Origin of the sequence: Polynucleobacter sp. Tro8-14-1 (assembly GCF_018881655.1) — a bacterium.
Lineage (GTDB): Bacteria > Pseudomonadota > Gammaproteobacteria > Burkholderiales > Burkholderiaceae > Polynucleobacter.
On the sequence record NZ_JACVPX010000004.1, the window covers coordinates 1 to 16,157 of the forward strand.

18 protein-coding genes and 1 tRNA gene are annotated in these 16,157 nt (G+C 45.1%); 10 read left to right on the forward strand and 9 right to left on the reverse strand.

The genetic code is table 11. The features are described from left to right. A protein-coding gene (locus ICN34_RS05170; protein WP_143742197.1) for an IS3 family transposase occupies positions 1-1,153 on the reverse strand; the annotation gives its coding sequence in 2 pieces (ribosomal slippage) (positions 1-913 and positions 913-1,153; 1,154 coding nt annotated over the 2 pieces). This gene is flagged as partial in the annotation. Between the two features lie 101 nt (positions 1,154-1,254). Here ICN34_RS05170 and ICN34_RS05175 point away from each other — a divergent pair. The 5 genes from ICN34_RS05175 (at position 1,255) to ICN34_RS05195 (ending at position 4,732) form a co-directional block, all read left to right on the forward strand. Beyond that, positions 1,255-2,244: a hypothetical protein gene (locus ICN34_RS05175; RefSeq protein WP_216121227.1), complete on the forward strand. Its 990-nt coding sequence runs from the start codon at positions 1,255-1,257 to the stop codon at positions 2,242-2,244. A 65-nt stretch (positions 2,245-2,309) separates the two neighbouring features. After that, positions 2,310-2,792 (forward strand): helix-turn-helix transcriptional regulator, encoded by a 483-nt coding sequence (locus ICN34_RS05180; protein WP_216121229.1) that lies wholly within the window; start codon positions 2,310-2,312, stop codon positions 2,790-2,792. Positions 2,793-2,795: 3 nt separating this feature from the next. After that, on the forward strand, positions 2,796-3,461 hold the full coding sequence (locus tag ICN34_RS05185; protein ID WP_216121231.1) for a nucleotidyl transferase AbiEii/AbiGii toxin family protein: 666 nt from the start codon (positions 2,796-2,798) through the stop codon (positions 3,459-3,461). An 89-nt stretch (positions 3,462-3,550) separates the two neighbouring features. Next, positions 3,551-4,516 (forward strand): integrase core domain-containing protein, encoded by a 966-nt coding sequence (locus ICN34_RS05190; protein ID WP_216121233.1) that lies wholly within the window; start codon positions 3,551-3,553, stop codon positions 4,514-4,516. Positions 4,517-4,525: 9 nt separating this feature from the next. Then, positions 4,526-4,732: a hypothetical protein gene (locus ICN34_RS05195; protein WP_216121235.1), complete on the forward strand. Its 207-nt coding sequence runs from the start codon at positions 4,526-4,528 to the stop codon at positions 4,730-4,732. 110 nt (positions 4,733-4,842) lie between these two features. Here ICN34_RS05195 and ICN34_RS05200 read toward each other — a convergent pair whose 3' ends face one another. From ICN34_RS05200 to ICN34_RS05210, 3 genes are read right to left on the reverse strand one after another with little or no spacing between them, the layout of a single operon-like run. Next, positions 4,843-5,040, reverse strand: a complete 198-nt coding sequence (locus ICN34_RS05200) for a hypothetical protein (protein WP_216121236.1) — start codon at positions 5,038-5,040, stop codon at positions 4,843-4,845. A gap of 2 nt (positions 5,041-5,042) precedes the next feature. Then, complete coding sequence (locus ICN34_RS05205) at positions 5,043-5,549, reverse strand: zeta toxin family protein (protein ID WP_255538582.1); 507 nt, start codon at positions 5,547-5,549, stop codon at positions 5,043-5,045. 8 nt (positions 5,550-5,557) lie between these two features. Further along, on the reverse strand, positions 5,558-5,755 hold the full coding sequence (locus tag ICN34_RS05210) for an antitoxin VbhA family protein (protein WP_216121240.1): 198 nt from the start codon (positions 5,753-5,755) through the stop codon (positions 5,558-5,560). A gap of 502 nt (positions 5,756-6,257) precedes the next feature. Here ICN34_RS05210 and ICN34_RS05215 point away from each other — a divergent pair. Continuing rightward, positions 6,258-6,989 carry a hypothetical protein gene (locus ICN34_RS05215; protein ID WP_216121242.1) on the forward strand — a complete coding sequence of 244 codons (732 nt, stop codon included), beginning with the start codon at positions 6,258-6,260 and terminating at the stop codon, positions 6,987-6,989. A 3-nt stretch (positions 6,990-6,992) separates the two neighbouring features. Beyond that, positions 6,993-7,277 (forward strand): hypothetical protein, encoded by a 285-nt coding sequence (locus tag ICN34_RS05220; protein WP_216121245.1) that lies wholly within the window; start codon positions 6,993-6,995, stop codon positions 7,275-7,277. Positions 7,278-7,998: 721 nt separating this feature from the next. Here the strand turns inward: ICN34_RS05220 and ICN34_RS05225 are convergent. Together ICN34_RS05225 and ICN34_RS05230 are read right to left on the reverse strand one after the other, a co-directional pair. Further along, positions 7,999-8,976 carry a nucleotidyl transferase AbiEii/AbiGii toxin family protein gene (locus ICN34_RS05225; RefSeq protein ID WP_216121247.1) on the reverse strand — a complete coding sequence of 326 codons (978 nt, stop codon included), beginning with the start codon at positions 8,974-8,976 and terminating at the stop codon, positions 7,999-8,001. After that, complete coding sequence (locus ICN34_RS05230; protein WP_216121249.1) at positions 8,963-9,373, reverse strand: DUF6088 family protein; 411 nt, start codon at positions 9,371-9,373, stop codon at positions 8,963-8,965. The genes ICN34_RS05225 and ICN34_RS05230 overlap by 14 nt, the downstream gene beginning before the upstream one ends. A 368-nt stretch (positions 9,374-9,741) precedes the next feature. On the opposite strand from ICN34_RS05230, the gene ICN34_RS05235 reads away from it, so the two are divergent. Together ICN34_RS05235 and ICN34_RS05240 are read left to right on the forward strand one after the other, a co-directional pair. Further along, a complete protein-coding gene (locus tag ICN34_RS05235) occupies positions 9,742-11,424 on the forward strand; it encodes an alpha-keto acid decarboxylase family protein (protein WP_215310631.1) in 1,683 nt (560 codons plus the stop codon). A 2-nt stretch (positions 11,425-11,426) separates the two neighbouring features. Continuing rightward, entirely contained in the window at positions 11,427-12,527 is a 1,101-nt protein-coding gene (locus tag ICN34_RS05240) for a patatin-like phospholipase family protein (protein WP_215310630.1), read from the forward strand. 416 nt (positions 12,528-12,943) lie between these two features. Here the strand turns inward: ICN34_RS05240 and ICN34_RS05245 are convergent. The 3 genes from ICN34_RS05245 to tsaE all read right to left on the reverse strand — a co-directional run bounded on the left by ICN34_RS05245 (position 12,944) and on the right by tsaE (position 15,006). After that, a tRNA-Lys gene (locus ICN34_RS05245) sits at positions 12,944-13,019 on the reverse strand. 86 nt (positions 13,020-13,105) lie between these two features. Next, positions 13,106-14,452 carry an N-acetylmuramoyl-L-alanine amidase gene (locus tag ICN34_RS05250; RefSeq protein ID WP_216121252.1) on the reverse strand — a complete coding sequence of 449 codons (1,347 nt, stop codon included), beginning with the start codon at positions 14,450-14,452 and terminating at the stop codon, positions 13,106-13,108. Between the two features lie 14 nt (positions 14,453-14,466). After that, positions 14,467-15,006, reverse strand: coding sequence for a tRNA (adenosine(37)-N6)-threonylcarbamoyltransferase complex ATPase subunit type 1 TsaE (gene tsaE, locus ICN34_RS05255; RefSeq protein WP_216121254.1), 540 nt, complete (start codon positions 15,004-15,006; stop codon positions 14,467-14,469). Between the two features lie 43 nt (positions 15,007-15,049). Between tsaE and queG the strand changes: the two genes are divergently transcribed. Continuing rightward, the gene (queG, locus tag ICN34_RS05260) at positions 15,050-16,144 is read left to right on the forward strand and encodes a tRNA epoxyqueuosine(34) reductase QueG (RefSeq protein ID WP_216121256.1); all 1,095 of its coding nucleotides are present in this window, start codon (positions 15,050-15,052) and stop codon (positions 16,142-16,144) included. Positions 16,145-16,157: the final 13 nt, after the last annotated feature.

Below are 16,157 nucleotides of genomic sequence, written 5' to 3' on the forward strand. Positions count from 1 at the left end.
TAGACACTTCCCAACCTCGCTTGGTACTGCTCTTCAAATCTTACCGGAGAAAGTCCATTGTTGTAACTATGGCGTCTAACCGGGTTGTAAAACATTTCGATGTAATCAAAAATATCTTCTCTTGCTTTTGCTCTGCTGGCATAGGTTTTACGTTTAATCCGCTCCCGCTTGAGTAGTTGGAAAAAGCTCTCCACTACGGCATTGTCATGGCAGTTTCCGCGCCGACTCATGCTTTGTTTGAGGTTATGTTCTTTTAAGAACGCTTGCCACTCGTAACTAGAAAATTGACTGCCTTGATCCGAGTGGATCATCACTGTCTGCTTGGGTTTTCGTTTCCATAAAGCCATCAGCAAGGCGCTGACCACCAACTCCTTATCCATTTGACCTTGCATCGACCAGCCTACAATCTGGCGGGAGAATAAATCCAAGACCACCGCCAAGTACAGCCAACCCTCATGCGTGCGGATATAAGTAATGTCCGTTACCCAGGTCTCATTAGGTTCTAAAACATCAAACTGCTGACCCAAGTGATTGGGGGCTGCCACATGAGGCTTACCAGTATGGTGCCGTGGTTTACGCTTGTAGCCTGTTTGGGAACGCAGGCCCTGTGCCTTCATCAATCGATACACCCGTTGCTCTCCACAAGCAATCCCCAGATCTTGCAGGTCATCATGGATCTTGCGATAACCATAGATGGTGCCGCTTGCCAGCCACGCTTGCTTAATTTGACCTACGATCATCTGGTTCTCATACGCTCGAGACGAGAGCGGCTCTTTAAGCCAAGCGTAATAGCCACTGTGGTGGACTCGCAAAACCTTGCACATCGTGCGGATGGCATGCTCATGCTGGTGCTTTTTGATGAAGGCGTACTTTAACCGGACTCCTTGGCAAAGTACGCGGCGGCCTTTTTTAGGATGTCGCGCTCTTCGGTAACCCGCCGCAGCTCCGCCTCCAGTCTTTTAAGCTTAGCTAATTGATCATCTTGAACTAAGCGCTGCTCGGCTGGAATACCATATTTATTAATCCAGGCATACAGACTATGGGGTGAGGTGCCCAGCCTAGCAGCCACATCTCGAACCCCAAATCCTCGCTCAACGACTTGCTTGACTGCCTCTAACTTGAACTCTTCAGTAAACCGTCTTCTTGTACTCATTACACACCTCCTAATAGACTAAATATTAGGCTAGAAAGTGTCTATAGAAGTGGTAGCGATTCAATTGGATCAAAAAAGAGTTGGGCAAACCACTGCCTGAAATGCCATCACTTCATGTTTGGAGTAATGGAGATGAGCCAGAATTTTCTACTGTAGATAATCTTCCAAGAGTTAAAAAGTTAGCTCGAGAAAAGTCTCCGGTTAAAGATGTACCTGCGGAAGAGTTAGCAGCAGAAACGGTGACCTTTGAAATTAATGGCAATTTTCCAATTTATCAAGGTCGGTCTTTCCATCCAGCGATTGAAGAAACTTTCAAGGGTTTAGATAAGTCAAAAACCAATCGATTCGGGCGTTGGGATTCTAAATCTGGGTTTGATGCTGAAATATCCCCTGATAATGTATCCAGGGCAAAAAGAATTCTTCAAACGATTCTCAATATGTATTTGAGCAAAGGTGCTGAGATAAAAAGTTATCAGCGCTGGTCAAATGGCCGCTCTCGGCCTGTTTTGGTTATTGATGGCGAGTCTATTTTGTTTAGTTTTTATGAAACTGCCACTCGGCATATTCCACCCTTGCGGCGTCAATCTTCTTATATGAGTTATGACGGCCATAGAAGGACTTATATGGCTAGCATTGACTACACGGCTAGTGGAAAGCTTGAACTAAAGATTGGCCATGTGGATCTGTATTCGGAGCGAACACTGAAAGATTCCTCCAATAAATCGGTTGAAGAGGGGCTTTCTGCAATCTCTGAAATAGTCTCCGACCTAATGGTGAGGGGTAGGGCTGAGCGGATTGAGAGGGAGGCGAAGGAGCTTGAGCGAGAGCGCTTGCGAAAGATCGAGCAAGACAAGGCTGACGAGATTGAGAGGAAAAAGCGTCAGTGGCAGGACCTACAAGAAAATGCTTCTGAATGGGCTGCTCTTCAAGAAATAAGAGCATTTATCAATGCTGTGAAGGCTGATAGGTATTTCCGCAAAAAACACCCTGATTGGCGCTTATGGGTAAGTTGGGCCTCTGATCAGGTGAATAGACGCGATCCTATTTACAAGATTAGAAATGGGAAAGCCCTTCCGGGTGCCCCAATATAACTTTTTTGGCTAATTAGGCTTAAATAATGTGTAATATATTACACAATTTATGGGATAATATCCTCATGAACTTACGTGAAATTGGTCTCAAAGCTGGGCAGCGTCGTGCTGATCTGGGTTTATCCCAGGATCGATTGGCAAAGCTTTGTGGTCTTTCAAGGTCCACTATCCACCATTTAGAGAAAGGCACTTTGAAGGATTTGGGCGCCGCTAAATTGCTCTCCTTGCTATCCCTATTGGGTTTGGATGTCATCACTCAAGAGCACAGCAAAAAACATCATGGCTTGGATATGGCCAGTAAAACTGCAAGCGTTAGTTATAAGACTAAGCTTCACAGTAGCGACTTATCTCATTCATTAGCATGTGGAAAAGTACCGGAAAGTATTTTTCCGCATGTGGCAACATTGCTAGATGAGGCGCCTTTAGAAATTATTGTGTCCGCAGTTGAGGAGGCAGCAGCAGTAAATCATGTTGCCCCCAAACTAATTTGGAAAAATATTGATCGGTGGGCGCATGAGATGCATTCACCAAGATCGGCATGGGCTTAATTGATGACGACTATCGTTGAACGTAATTTACCTTCAGGGGTTTGGGAGGATTTGCTGCCACATGCACTTTCGATTATTGAAGATATTAAGAGTCATGGGACACCCGATCCATTCTGGACTTTCGGGGGTGGTACCGTATTAATGTTTCGATATCAGCATCGTCTTAGTAAAGACATTGATATCTTTGTCCCAGATCCGCAGTACTTGGGTTTTGTAACGCCGCGTCTAAGCGATGTAGCTGCAGCAGTGAGTACAGATTATGTCGAAGATCAAAGTTCATACGTTAAGCTAATTCGCCCAGAGGGGGAGATTGACTTTGTGGCATCTCCAAATCTAACTGAAGCACCATTTGAAATGTGGAATATTGGCGGGCAACATATTCGGGTGGAAACTGCTGCAGAGATTGTGGCAAAGAAATTATGGCATCGAGGCGACAGGGCATCTGCCCGTGATTTATTTGACCTGTCTTTAGTCATTGAGCGTGAGCCCGAGGCATTGATAAAAGCAGCTAAATTCTTGCGGAAGAATGCTGATCTATTTACCAGTCAAATAGCAATCAGAGCATCAGTATTAAAGGCGCAGTTTGCTGAGATTGATGTATTAAATTACAAGCCAAGCTACGACGAGGCAGTTCAGCGGGCGACCAAATTTTTACAGTCTCTTAAATAAATTTTTCATCACTTGTACGACTCGACACATAGTTAACACTTTATACCGGACACATACTTTACAGTTTTTGGCATAGGAGGGACCTTACTATGCCGTGGAATGAAAGTACGAAGATGGATGAAAAGCTCAAGTTTGTATCTCGTTACCTTGATGGCGAGAAGATTGCTACCCTTTGCCAGGAGTTTGGAATCTCCAGAGTCACTGGCCATAAAATCATTGATCGCTATAAAGACAGTGGTTTAGAAGCCTTTACGGATCGATCAAGAAGGCCCTTTAGGCAAGCCAATCGGCTGCCCTTCCAGGTCGAGCAACTGATCGTGAACCTCAAAAAGGAGTTCCCGACCTGGGGCGCTCCTAAATTGCGCGACAGATTGCACACCCACTACCCGGAGTTAGCATTGCCCGCCAAAAGCACGGTGCATGCCGTTCTCGATCGCCATGGCTTAGTCAAAAAGAAACGCAGACGCCACCACCCCAAGCTCACGGGGACCAACTTATCGGATCTCAAAGAACCGAATGCTCTATGGTGCGTGGACTACAAAGGGGAGTTTATGCTGGGTAATAAGCAGTACTGTTACCCCTTAACCGTGACGGACTATGCCTCTCGCTTCCTCATTTGCTGTGAAGGCCTAGAGAGTACTCGCGAAGCGCAGGCTTTTACCGTGTTTGAACAACTCTTTAAAGAGTATGGACTGCCAGGCTCCATCCGCTCAGACAACGGTGTGCCGTTTGCCTGCGCTAATGCGCTCTATGGTTTAAGTAGTCTATCGGTGTGGTGGCTTCGTTTAGGCATTGGTATTGAGCGCATTAAGCCCGGCAATCCTCAGCAAAATGGCCGCCATGAACGCATGCATTTAACACTCAAGCAAGCGACTACTAAACCCCCTGCCAAAACACTTTTGCAACAGCAAGATAAGTTCGAAGACTTTATCTATGAGTACAACTATGAGCGGCCCCATCAAGCCCTGGAGATGAAAAAACCGGCACAGCTCTATACCCCCTCGACCCGAAAATACGAAGGACTGCCCGATGTGAGTTACCCCTTCCACGACTAAACAGTGACCGTGACTAACTGCGGACGCATCTGCCTTGATGGTAAGAAGATTCACTTTAGTACGGTGTTCGCTGGTCATGACGTAGGCTTACGGCAAGTCGAAGACGACGTGTGGTTAGTGAGCTTTATGGATTACGATATGGCTTACTTTGATATGGAGTCTTCTCGGGTACAAGCCCTAGAAAACCCATTTGGTCCCAAAGTATTGGGGATGTGATTGGTAAAGGTGTAAACCATGTGGTCGGTACCGGACGTAAAGCATGTGTCCGGTACGTACCGTTAAATCTTGGTGGGTCGGGCGAGATTCGAACTCGCGACCAACGGTGTTTAGGCCCTAAGTTGGCGCTGTTTGATGAGTTCTGCAGCAGGGATTCGAACTATCTTACCGTCAATAGTGGTTACGATAGCCGTATTAGTTTGGATTGCTAAGTCTATTGCTGCTTGACCTGCTCGTTGCATAGCGTAGTAAGATCCTGCGATATCGGGATCAGAGGAATTACGAATGTCTTTGCTTGGAATAGTCATAGTCAACCCTGGTCTGTTTGCTCGGGGGGAGTTTTATCTCCATCTAACAATACCCATGATTTTACAACTTTTTGGTATTTGGGCAAATTCTCGAGGCCAGCGGTATATCGCCTACGAATGACCTCTTCAGGGATGTTGTGCCCTCCTTGTGCTACCCGCTCTTTTACACGCGAAATAGCCAATTCAGGTGAGCTTAGTGCAATAAACCAAAGCTTTACCGAATAACCTAAATCTTTCCATTCTTGAATTCGTTGTAAGTAATGGGCGCCAGATAAAGTTGTTTCAAAGGCAAAGCTCTCGCCAGCTTTGGTGTATTCATCCAGTTCGTTCAGCATCAAGCGCGCAGCTTTAAATGAAACAGATTCAGGATTGAATGGTGCTAAACCAGCAGCTATGAGATCAGCATTGATAAACCGAAATGTAAGGGCTTCTTGCGGCAAGAAGTTCTTGGCAAAAGTAGTTTTACCAGCGCCATTGGGTCCGGCAATAATAATAATTTTTTTACTCATTGCAGGTGTCATTTGATTGGATTCTTAGCATAACTTTGTCTAGCTTCTTTTATCAGTTCCGCAATACTTTTTTTGCCATATATATAGCTAGTTAGTTTTTGTTCAAACTGCTCTGTTAAGGTGACGCCCTCAATTCGAGCAGAAGCTATGGCATTGCAAACGTTATATTGGCGAAGTTGATGTGTTGTGGCAAGCTTTGCTGGCATTTCACTATTTTATTGGATTTGGGTCGGATTCCCTAGCCAAAAAATGGCCCTAAAATGCGTTTTAAAGAGCAATTCGGAGGGGTAGTGCAGGTAATAAAAAAGCCCCGCAAAAGCGAGGCTTAGTGATGCTGGTGGGTCGGGCGAGATTCGAACTCGCGACCAACGGATTAAAAGTCCGTCTTAGCTAATGCTGCAACTCACTGATTTAATTCAAATATAAATTAATAAGTGGTGAATATATGCCTTCATCATCGCCCAACAATATCAAGGACTTAGCGCGATTAGATTTGCGTTTATTCACCATAAATTTTGGCTAAATGCTTTGCGTAAAAGGGCCGTTGTAGAGCCAATTGCAGTCACTCCAAGCGGGATATTTTGAGATGCTTGAAGGTCTCAGTCCGGCCATAAGGGGCCCTTGGTATACTCAAAAAAATGCATAAAATCCAGCAAGTCCAATTTAATATGCCTCTTTGTTGTGCCAACATTTTATGAAAGCGATGCCATGAAATCATTGCATAATTATCTTCTGATAGCGTTCTTTAGTTTGCTAAGTCTGTATGGCGTTAGTGCCTGTGCACAAGAATGCCGCGGCACCCCAGTAGGCTCTTGTAATGCTGTAAATGCTAATTCTTCTACTTGCGGAAATTACTACGTTTCGAATAATGTTGGCGGAGGCACTCAATGTAAATGGACTGGTAGCGATTGCTCTAATGTCGGCGGCAGTTGTGGCAACCAGCCAGCAGCAGTGCCGGCAGCGCCACCTGCGCCACCTGCTCCAACTACACTTCCATCATCTGGCGCTGCTCCAATAATTGCAGGGACCCTTACTTGGAAGATGACTCCTCCGTTGGCTGCGTCCACAACTGGTACTAGTTATTGCGATAGTTCATGTGGATACTATTACATCTATTACATGACGGGTACCGTAACCTCTAACGGAAATAATTCCTACTTAATCTCCGGCTTTGCTGAAGCTGCTTACACTCAATCGCTGCCAACACCAGTAGCAACACAATATTCCGAAATTCCAGGACTTGGTTCTATGCGACTTGTTGGAGACAGCTATCAAATGATGGCTAATGCGGTCTTTCAGCCCCCTGTTGAAAAGCCGAACCCAGTCTTCTTATCGCTGGGCTGCACGTTTTCAGCTACCACCCTGTCTGGAGGATGTTTCACCATTCCTACGGATGGTTCTCCATCACAGACTGTCCAGGCTTCTTTGGTTGCGAACTAAACCATGAAGTCGTTGTCACTTAAATTCTCGATTGGCTTAACTGCCGCTATCGTATTGACTGCCTGTGGCGGTGACGGTGGCTCCACCAGCTCATCCGCATCGGCATCAACGTCTCAATTAGCTGCAACCATACAAACTTTGTGTCCTAAGTGCGCACCAACGCCAACAAGCACTCCAAGTCAATTAGCTACTACGATAAAAGCAATCAACCCCAAGGCTGTACCTACTCAAACTACAACACCTTCTCAGTTGCAGCAAACTATTGAGGCATTACAAGCAAAGAAGTAGCCATTAGCTCTTTTGATTTAAGCCGCTCTACGGAGTGCTGTGTTGTTTCTGATGGCCCGCTTTGGGTCGAACTCTGCCGACTAGACTTAGTTAGGGCTTTAGTCTGCTTCACATCCGAAAGCAGTCGGATGCATTTCTTTTACCTACAACAATAGCGTGCGCCTTTGCAGAAAAAGGCCAGCTCATATTACTCATTTAAATGTAATAAAGCAGAGAGATGCTTTATTACTGGGTCTGAGTGGAAGAAGGACCAAGCAAGGAGTGCATGCCTTATTAAAAACTGCTCCAGATCGAATGTGACAGACACACGTTGAAGATCAAGTAAGGCAGAAGAATTTACAAATTTTTATATTGATCAAACTTGGCCGAGACTGACCAAGGTTGACCGAGATGGAGAGATATATTCACCATTTGGTGAGTAAATTACGCGATAAAAGTAAAAAGGCTCTCAGGAATGAACCTGGGAGCCTTATAGATGCTTGGTGGGTCGGGCGAGATTCGAACTCGCGACCAACGGATTAAAAGTCCGTCTTAGACAATTTGCCAAGCTATTGATTTAATTGAGAAATGTATTTATTAATGGTGAATATACGCAATCTTGGGCCCGTAGCAATATCAAGGACTTAGCTCTCTTATATTTATGTTTATTCACCACTAAATTTCTAATTTCTTAATGGAGAATCCAAAGCCCTCAGTTTTGTCACCATGTCATAGATGGCTTTTAATCAGAAAGATTCGGTAGGGCTAATTTAAGGGTTTCTTGGAATCGTGTGAAGGCATCTTCGAAGGACGGGACGTTCTTGTCATACACCATCACTCTGATAAATTCATCATAGGTATTTTTAGTTTTTTGGTCAGACTTTGCGTGCTGCATTGCTTTCTGAATTTCACCAAGCGGATCGGTCACAAATGTGTTGTGCTGGTTCGCGAAATCCTCCGCATCTTTTTTAATTACTTGATTAACTAGGGTGGATAGCTTATTTAAATTCTTTGACAGGATGGATGGGTTCTTTTCGGTAATTTGGTAAACATCATAGAGGTGACGCACTAAAGCGGTATCAATTTTTTCATCAGTTTTTGCCATAGATAGGGCTAGGCGTCTTGGGAAGGTGATGAGCTTTTCCGCTAACGCCTCGCTTAAATCAACGCAAGGCATTGTAAAGTTCGGGCCAGTATTCGTCCCCGCCAATGAATCAAATAGCAGGCCTATTGCTTTATTTTGTTTTGGTGCGCGTAATGGGCTGTAACTAACTTCGAGTTTTAGGTTGGCACGCATGCCGGGACTTACTTGAAAGTGGGTTGAATACTCCACATCAAATTCAATAAAGTTGTTTCTATCCTTGGCATTTTGTGTAATGAATTCAGATTTGAAACCAGCATTGTTTAATGCCAACTCAATATCGACCTTGAGCTTGCTCATGCTTGATTTAACTTTGCTATTTGTCAGCGCTCCTGAAGATTTTGGGGACGCTTTAATATCCACGTCTTCAGAGACTCGCTCCAATAAGTCATAGGCTTTGGAGAGGCATGTGCCTCCACAAAAAATCAAATCAAAATCTGGGTTATTAATGTTGACAATCTGAGCCAAGGCATCGGTCACCATAAAATCTTTTTCAAGGGCGAATTCAGAAATACCAAGCTCGAGCTCAGTTATTAAATCTAAAACTTGTAGTCTTTGGGTGTCGTTAATTTTTTTCATAGATTAGACTACGGTTGCCTACAGAGAGCTTACGACACACTCTAGCATTGCCAATATTGACAATGGGAAGCATGGGTACTTGAGTGCTGTCACCTTGAATGAGTGCACGCATATCTTTGCCTATATCAGCTTTAACACCTAGTTTTTTCATAGCCTCAAGGCCGATGTTGACTAGGCTTTCATCTGGGACTGGTTTACCGGATATGGAGGAGGGTCGCGCTTTTACATAAGTGCCGTAACCAAGGCGCATTAACTTACCCTCATCTGAGAGCTCTTTCACTACACGGCATACCTGGCGGTAGGTGCCAAATCGATTGAAGTCATCGCGCAAGAAGACCTTGCCTTTGCAATTACGTAGGCTAGCCAAAATACGGTCTTTGGTTGTTGCTTTAGCCATCTTGGCCTCCCTTCCTGATCTAACTTAGATTATATACAAAAATAAAACTCTAATGTCCTATTTTTGTATTTAAAATAACGGAAAAAAGCTATATAGGATAAGGGATTAATCCTATTAAAAGGAGAGAAAATACTAATAGGTATGCTTAGTATTTAATCAAAGGGAGGCGGTCTTTGCTTTAGCCGGAGAAAATAAGTTGCTTTTGCAGGACTGAACCTACTTGAAAGACCGCTTATAGCGGCATTCTAGACATTGGGGATGAGTTATTTTGAGGCGCTCGAGGGACAGAGAACGGCCAATAAGAGACTTTCTGGGTTAATTGCTTACCCCTTAAAATATTGCAACATTCTTAAATTTATTGGAAAACCATGGCATCCACCACATTTACAGTCGCTGAATATGTCGTTAATCGTTTGGCGGATTTGGGTATCGATCGAGTTTTTGGTGTGCCAGGCGATTATTCATTTCCATTTGATGATGCAATTGAATCCTGTGATCGACTTCAGTGGATTGTGTGCGCCAATGAATTAAATGCTGCCTATGCTGCCGATGGTTATGCTCGGATTAACGGCGTATCTATTTTGTCTACAACCTATGGGGTGGGCGAGCTCAGCGCTCTTAATGGAGTAATGGGGGCTAAAGCTCAGCGCCTTCCAGTCTTTCATATTGTTGGAGCGCCTAGTACGCAAATTCAAAGACAGGGACTTATTACCCATCACACCTTGGGTGATGGTGTCTTCAATAACTTTAAGGCGGCATCGGAATCGGCCTGTTGTGTATCGGCTAATTTAACGCCAGATAACGTTATTGATGAGATGGAGCGAGTGATTCGCGAGGCTTTGCGATTAAGTGCGCCAGCGTATATATCAGTGCCCATGGACTTGGGCAGAATGCCGATCATTGGTAATCCCGTAAAAGGTGCACCTCTAAGTCAAATTACAAGGACTCAAAGCGATCCAGCTTCATTGGAGGCGGCGCTTAATTTTGTCGTTGAGAAAATGCAGGCAAGTAAAAACACCGTAGCCTTGCCAACCCAGTTCGTTGCAAATTATGGTTTATCAAGCCTTCTACTTAGCTTCTTAGAGAAGTCCAATATCCCTTTTGCAACTACACCAATGGATAAGGGTGTTATTTCAGAGCCCCATCCTAGCTACTTGGGGATCTATAGTGGAATGGGCTCAAGTCCAGCCAATTTAAAAGGGATTATTGAGGGTGCAGATCTTGTATTGGATATTGGTGGCGTAGTTTTTGAGGATTTCAACACTACATTTTGGACTGACAATATTGCTGCTTCAAAGATGATCACCTTTGGCGATCAATTTGTTCGAATGGGCAATACTATTTTTACTGGTGTTATGTTGGGTGACATACTTGATGGCTTAGTCAAGAAAGTTGGTTCTAGCTCTGCATTTGGCAAGAGCTCACAGTCGCTTATGCCTTTAGTGGGAGCTCCCACAGATCTAACCTCATCGGATAATTTTTATCCGCGCCTACAAAAAATGCTGAAGTCAGGCGATGTTTTAGTTGTTGAAACGGGTACATGCGTTATGCATGCCACCCCGATGCTATTGCCTGAAGACGTTGGCTTCCAAACTCAGACTTTATGGGGCTCGATTGGTTGGGCAACACCAGCTGCAGAAGGTATTTGCATGGCCAATAAAAGGGGTAGAACCATTCTAGTAACGGGGGATGGGTCTCATCAGTTAACAGCCAATGAAATAGGAGTGATGGGGCGCTACGGCATTAAACCTATCATTTTTGTGCTCAATAACAATATTTTTGGCGTTGAGAATGTGCTCAGTGAAGTGGGGCCTTCATACGATGAGCTAGCTAAGTGGAATTACTCCCAAATTCCGGGTGCAATGGGATGCGATGATTGGTTTAGCGCAAGAGTTGCCACGGTGGCTGAGTTGGATGCGGCGATTGAGAAGGCCAATACTTTTAATGGGGCATCTTATATAGAGGTAATGATTCCAGAATCCGAAAGTCAGCCAATACCATTAAAAGTCCAAAATCAGATCTATAAAACCAATATTCCAGGAAAGACATAAGCATGTCTAAATCATCACGCCGTACCTTCTTAAAAACTTCTGCTGTCGGTGTAGCCAGTATCGCTAGTACACAGGCTTTTGCTCAAAATCAAAATCTTTCTCAGAAAACAATTGCTGAGGTTAAAAAAATAGAAGCAAAGGAAATTGCGGCAACTACCGCCAATTGGGATGATGGATTAGCTCACCCCATTCCCTATAAAAACCCACCAGGCAAGGGTAAGGACAGGGCTATTGTTTTAGGTGGTGGCTCTGAATATATGAGCTCATTTTTGGTTGGTTACTTTCATGCAATGCTAAGCAACGGGATTGACTTGCGTTTGGCAGATATTGTGGTTGGTACTTCTGCGGGTGCGGTCTTGGGCAGCGCCTTATTAGGTAGTCGCTTAGATTTATTTTCTGCCGAATTTAATCTTTTAGCTGACTATCCTAAGATCATGGCCAAGCTAGTACCAACCAAAAAGTTCTTACCTAGCCAGGAACGAGTGATGAAGATGGGTATCGATGCTAAAGATGGAAGCCCAGTAACAATTCAGGCTATTGGGCATGCGGCGATGGCGGCAAAATCCATTCCTTCTGAGAAATTTCAAACCAATATCAAAGTGTTTTTGGGCGATATGAAAAATATTCCTCCAAAAATGTATATCACTACGATTGATTGCTATACCGCAGAGCGCTTAGTAATTGCACCGGATTCTGGAGTCTCCGTGATTACTGCTTGTGCGGCTAGTGCATCTGCTCCAGGTGTAACGGGGCCAACTTGGGTAAAGGATCGTATCTGCATGGATGGCAGTATTGGCTCGACAGAAACCCATTGCGATATTGTGGCTGGCTCCAAGAGGGCGTTAGTCGTTGCTTTGGCGGACACCATTGAGCAAGAAAAAGAGGGGCTTCGTTTAAATCAATTGCCCAATACGATTTTGCAAGAAGTAAAAGATTTAGAGGCTGGCGGAACAAAAACTAAACTGGTGGTTGTCGGAATGTTGCCTGGCAGAAAAACCATGAGTGTTGTGGACCCTCAAATTATGGAACCTGCTATTAAGTTTGGATATGAGCGAGGCATGCAAGACCTACCAGAGATGAAACGTTTTTGGATGGCTGCTTAGGGTCGAACTCTGCCGACTAGACTTAGTTAGGGCTTTAGTCTGCTTCACATCCGAAAGCAGTCGGATGCATTTCTTTTACCTACAACAATAGCGTGCGCCTTTGCAGAAAAAGGCCAGCTCATATTACTCATTTAAATGTAATAAAGCAGAGAGATGCTTTATTACTGGGTCTGAGTGGAAGAAGGACCAAGCAAGGAGTGCATGCCTTATTAAAAACTGCTCCAGATCGAATGTGACAGACACACGTTGAAGATCAAGTAAGGCAGAAGAATTTACAAATTTTTATATTGATCAAACTTGGCCGAGACTGACCAAGGTTGACCGAGATGGAGAGATATATTCACCATTTGGTGAGTAAATTACGCGATAAAAGTAAAAAGGCTCTCAGGAATGAACCTGGGAGCCTTATAGATGCTTGGTGGGTCGGGCGAGATTCGAACTCGCGACCAACGGATTAAAAGTCCGCTGCTCTACCGACTGAGCTACCGACCCAGTTAAGCCATAAATTATAGCAAGAAGTTTGTAGGTCTTCCCTGGGTTTGCGGGGTCTGCCCCTCAGCCCTTGTACTTACAAGTTCCTAGGAGTTGATCCGTCTGGCCACTGGTGGATTTTTGGAAAAATAGTCCTTAATTCCCTTCAAAATGGCCTCTGCAATTCGGTCTTGGTAGCCATCATCGTTCAGGCGCGCTTCTTCCTGCGGATTGCTAATAAAAGCCGTCTCAACCAGGATTGAGGGAATATCTGGAGCCTTCAATACCGCAAAACTGGCTTGCTCCACCTTCCCCTTATGTAGGGGTGCAAATCCTCCAATTTGCTTCAGAATCGAGTTGCCCACTTGTAGTGAGTCTTTGATCTGGGCCGTAGTCGACATATCCAGGAGTAGGTTAGCAACTTGACGATCTTGTGTTTTGATATTGATGCCGCCAATAAGGTCAGAAGCATTTTCTTTGTTCGCCATCCATCTGGCAGCAGTACTACTAGCTCCCATTTGGGATAGTGCAAATACGGATGCTCCCTTGGCGTTTCTTTCAATAAAGGCATCCGCATGGATTGATACAAATAAATCGGCTTCAACACGTCGTGCTTTTTGAACTCGGACATGCAGCGGCACAAAGTAATCGCCATCCCTTGTTAAGAAAGGGCGCATATAGGCTTCGCCTTCAATCTTGTCTTTGAGTCTCTTGGCGATCGCAAGTACAACATTCTTTTCTCGTGAGCCGGCTGCACCGATGGCGCCAGGATCTTCACCACCGTGACCAGGATCAATTGCAATCGTGATCAAACGTTTGTACTTAGCAGGCGCTGGTAATTCCTTGGGGTCTGGAATGGCTTGTGCAACGGGGGCGGCTGGAGTTTTGGCGAGCTCTTTCTCTTTCTTGGTAGCGAACTGCGCAATCAGATCCACTTCTTCATTGGATTTTTCCAGGGCGCTTTCTTTCTTGGCGCTACTTCTCACTAAAGCCATTAATGGGTCTGGTGGCGTAGTGGGGTAGAGATCAAACACCATGCGGTAGTTGTACTCACCAATGGGATCAAGCGTAAAGAGCTGTGGCTTGATGGGTTCTTTTAAGTCAAATACCAAACGCACAACTCCAGGCTGAAACTGACCAACCCGAACTTGCGAGATATACGGATCATTTGGCTTTACTTTGGCTACCAGATCTTTCAGAGTGGGATTGAGCTCCAATCCTTGCACGTCAACCACCAAGCGATCTGGATTTGTCAGAATCTGCTGAGTAATAGGCAATGGTGTATCGGACTCCAAGGTAACGCGGGTGTAGTCTTCGGAAGGCCAGACACGCACACCTAAGATCTTGGCACCCCAAGCAATGTCTATCTCGGTAAGCAGAAGGGCAAAGCTCAAGAGCTTTGCGGAAGTCTTAAGGTGCTGCCTTCTAGAGAGATTGATTTTTTTGGTACTCATTTATTATTTGCGCATCACTTCGGTTGGATCCCTTGTAATGCGCTTACTCCAGATTGGCTTAAAGCATTGAGCTTAATACTGCGCTCATTCTCATCTGCACCAGCAGACAGCTGAATCTGAATATCAAAATTTGGCAAAGTGCCTTCTGCTTTTTCTGGCCACTCAATTAAGCAAATACCCGGTACATCAAAATGCTCTGCAAATCCCGCTTCTTGCCATTCCAGGGGGTCACGCATGCGATACAAATCAAAGTGGTGAACAGTGATTGCTTGTTCTTTTAATTTCAGCGGGTAAGGTTCGCATAAGGTATAGGTAGGGCTTTTTACTTTGCCCTCATGACCCAGTGCTTGAATGAGGTATCTAGCAAAGGTCGTTTTGCCGGCGCCAAGATCACCCTCTAGGGAGATATTTAAGCGTGAACCTGGCTGCTTAGTCAGAAAGTGCTCAAAACGGGCTGCCAGTTGCTTAGCAATAGAGGCGGTATCGGCTTCCTGCCTACAATAGAGATCTATTGCAGTGAGCGGAATTGCCGTGGTTGCCTGTGTTTGAGCCATTCCCCTAGTTTATTCAATTATTGCGCTACATTCTGTATTCCATATGCCTTTATCTACTAGCCCTCAACCTTTAGATGAGTCCAATCTGCGTGATTGGCTTGGGGAGCAGGCTGCATCCTTGGGATTTGATGGCTTACGCATTACCGACACCCATTTAGGACCTGCAACAGAACGTTTGCAGGAATGGCTGGCTGAGGGTCGTCACGGCCACATGGAGTACATGGAGCGGCATGCTGAATTACGCTCCAATCCTGAGCTATTGGTACCTGGTACAGTGCGCGTCATTTGTGTATCCATGAACTACCTCCCTCCCGAAACCGATTTCGATATCGAGTGGCAAAGGCTAGAAGATCCAACCCAAGCAGTGGTCTCGATATACGCCAGAGGGCGCGATTATCACAAGGTACTCCGTAATCGTTTGCAAGAATTTGCCCAACTCATTGAAGAGCGGATTGGGAAGTTGGGTTATCGCGTATTTACGGATTCGGCACCATTGATGGAAGTAGAGCTGGCGCGCAAGGCAGGCTTAGGTTGGCGCGGTAAACACACGCTCTTGCTCAATCGAGAATCTGGCTCGACATTCTTTCTGGGTGAGATCTTGGTGGATGTACCACTTCCATTGGATCAAGAGATTGAAGAGCATTGCGGTACCTGCACCTCTTGTATCGATATTTGTCCTACTCAAGCCATTACTGCGCCATATCAATTAGATGCACGTAGATGCATCTCTTATCTCACCATCGAAAATCCTGAAGCGATACCAGTTGAATTTAGAGGTGCCATGGGTAATCGTATCTACGGTTGCGATGATTGCCAACTGATTTGTCCTTGGAATAAATTTGCCAAACGCACAGAGTTACCAGATTTTGCAAGACGGCATGGTTTGGGGCAGGCATCACTTTTGCACCTGTGGTCCTGGACTGAAGCGGAGTTTGAGCAACGCCATGAAGGCAGCGCTATTCGCAGAATTGGCTATAGCCGCTGGCGTCGCAATTTAGCCGTAGCAATGGGCAATGCGCTAGCAAGCCCTGCTGTAGCAGATAGCGATAAGTTAGCAATACGCGCAGCTTTAAGTGAGGCGCTTGGCCAAGTCGATGCTCTAGTGGCTGAGCATATTGAATGGGCCCTGAAGACCTAGAAGTCCTACAAAG

Bases quoted from the DNA above. Each gene is read 5' to 3' on its own strand.
- ICN34_RS05190 (WP_216121233.1), top strand. From the start codon at position 3,551: ATGCCGTGGAATGAAAGTACGAAGATGGATGAAAAGCTCAAGTTTGTA.
- ICN34_RS05205 (WP_255538582.1), bottom strand. From the start codon at position 5,549: ATGAGTAAAAAAATTATTATTATTGCCGGACCCAATGGCGCTGGTAAA.
- ICN34_RS05200 (WP_216121236.1), bottom strand. From the start codon at position 5,040: ATGACTATTCCAAGCAAAGACATTCGTAATTCCTCTGATCCCGATATC.
- ICN34_RS05235 (WP_215310631.1), top strand. From the start codon at position 9,742: ATGGCATCCACCACATTTACAGTCGCTGAATATGTCGTTAATCGTTTG.
- ICN34_RS05180 (WP_216121229.1), top strand. From the start codon at position 2,310: ATGAACTTACGTGAAATTGGTCTCAAAGCTGGGCAGCGTCGTGCTGAT.
- ICN34_RS05240 (WP_215310630.1), top strand. From the start codon at position 11,427: ATGTCTAAATCATCACGCCGTACCTTCTTAAAAACTTCTGCTGTCGGT.
- tsaE (WP_216121254.1), bottom strand. From the start codon at position 15,006: ATGGCTCAAACACAGGCAACCACGGCAATTCCGCTCACTGCAATAGAT.
- queG (WP_216121256.1), top strand. From the start codon at position 15,050: ATGCCTTTATCTACTAGCCCTCAACCTTTAGATGAGTCCAATCTGCGT.
- ICN34_RS05210 (WP_216121240.1), bottom strand. From the start codon at position 5,755: ATGCCAGCAAAGCTTGCCACAACACATCAACTTCGCCAATATAACGTT.
- ICN34_RS05230 (WP_216121249.1), bottom strand. From the start codon at position 9,373: ATGGCTAAAGCAACAACCAAAGACCGTATTTTGGCTAGCCTACGTAAT.
- ICN34_RS05250 (WP_216121252.1), bottom strand. From the start codon at position 14,452: ATGAGTACCAAAAAAATCAATCTCTCTAGAAGGCAGCACCTTAAGACT.
- ICN34_RS05175 (WP_216121227.1), top strand. From the start codon at position 1,255: ATGCCATCACTTCATGTTTGGAGTAATGGAGATGAGCCAGAATTTTCT.
- ICN34_RS05225 (WP_216121247.1), bottom strand. From the start codon at position 8,976: ATGAAAAAAATTAACGACACCCAAAGACTACAAGTTTTAGATTTAATA.
- ICN34_RS05215 (WP_216121242.1), top strand. From the start codon at position 6,258: ATGAAATCATTGCATAATTATCTTCTGATAGCGTTCTTTAGTTTGCTA.
- ICN34_RS05220 (WP_216121245.1), top strand. From the start codon at position 6,993: ATGAAGTCGTTGTCACTTAAATTCTCGATTGGCTTAACTGCCGCTATC.
- ICN34_RS05185 (WP_216121231.1), top strand. From the start codon at position 2,796: ATGACGACTATCGTTGAACGTAATTTACCTTCAGGGGTTTGGGAGGAT.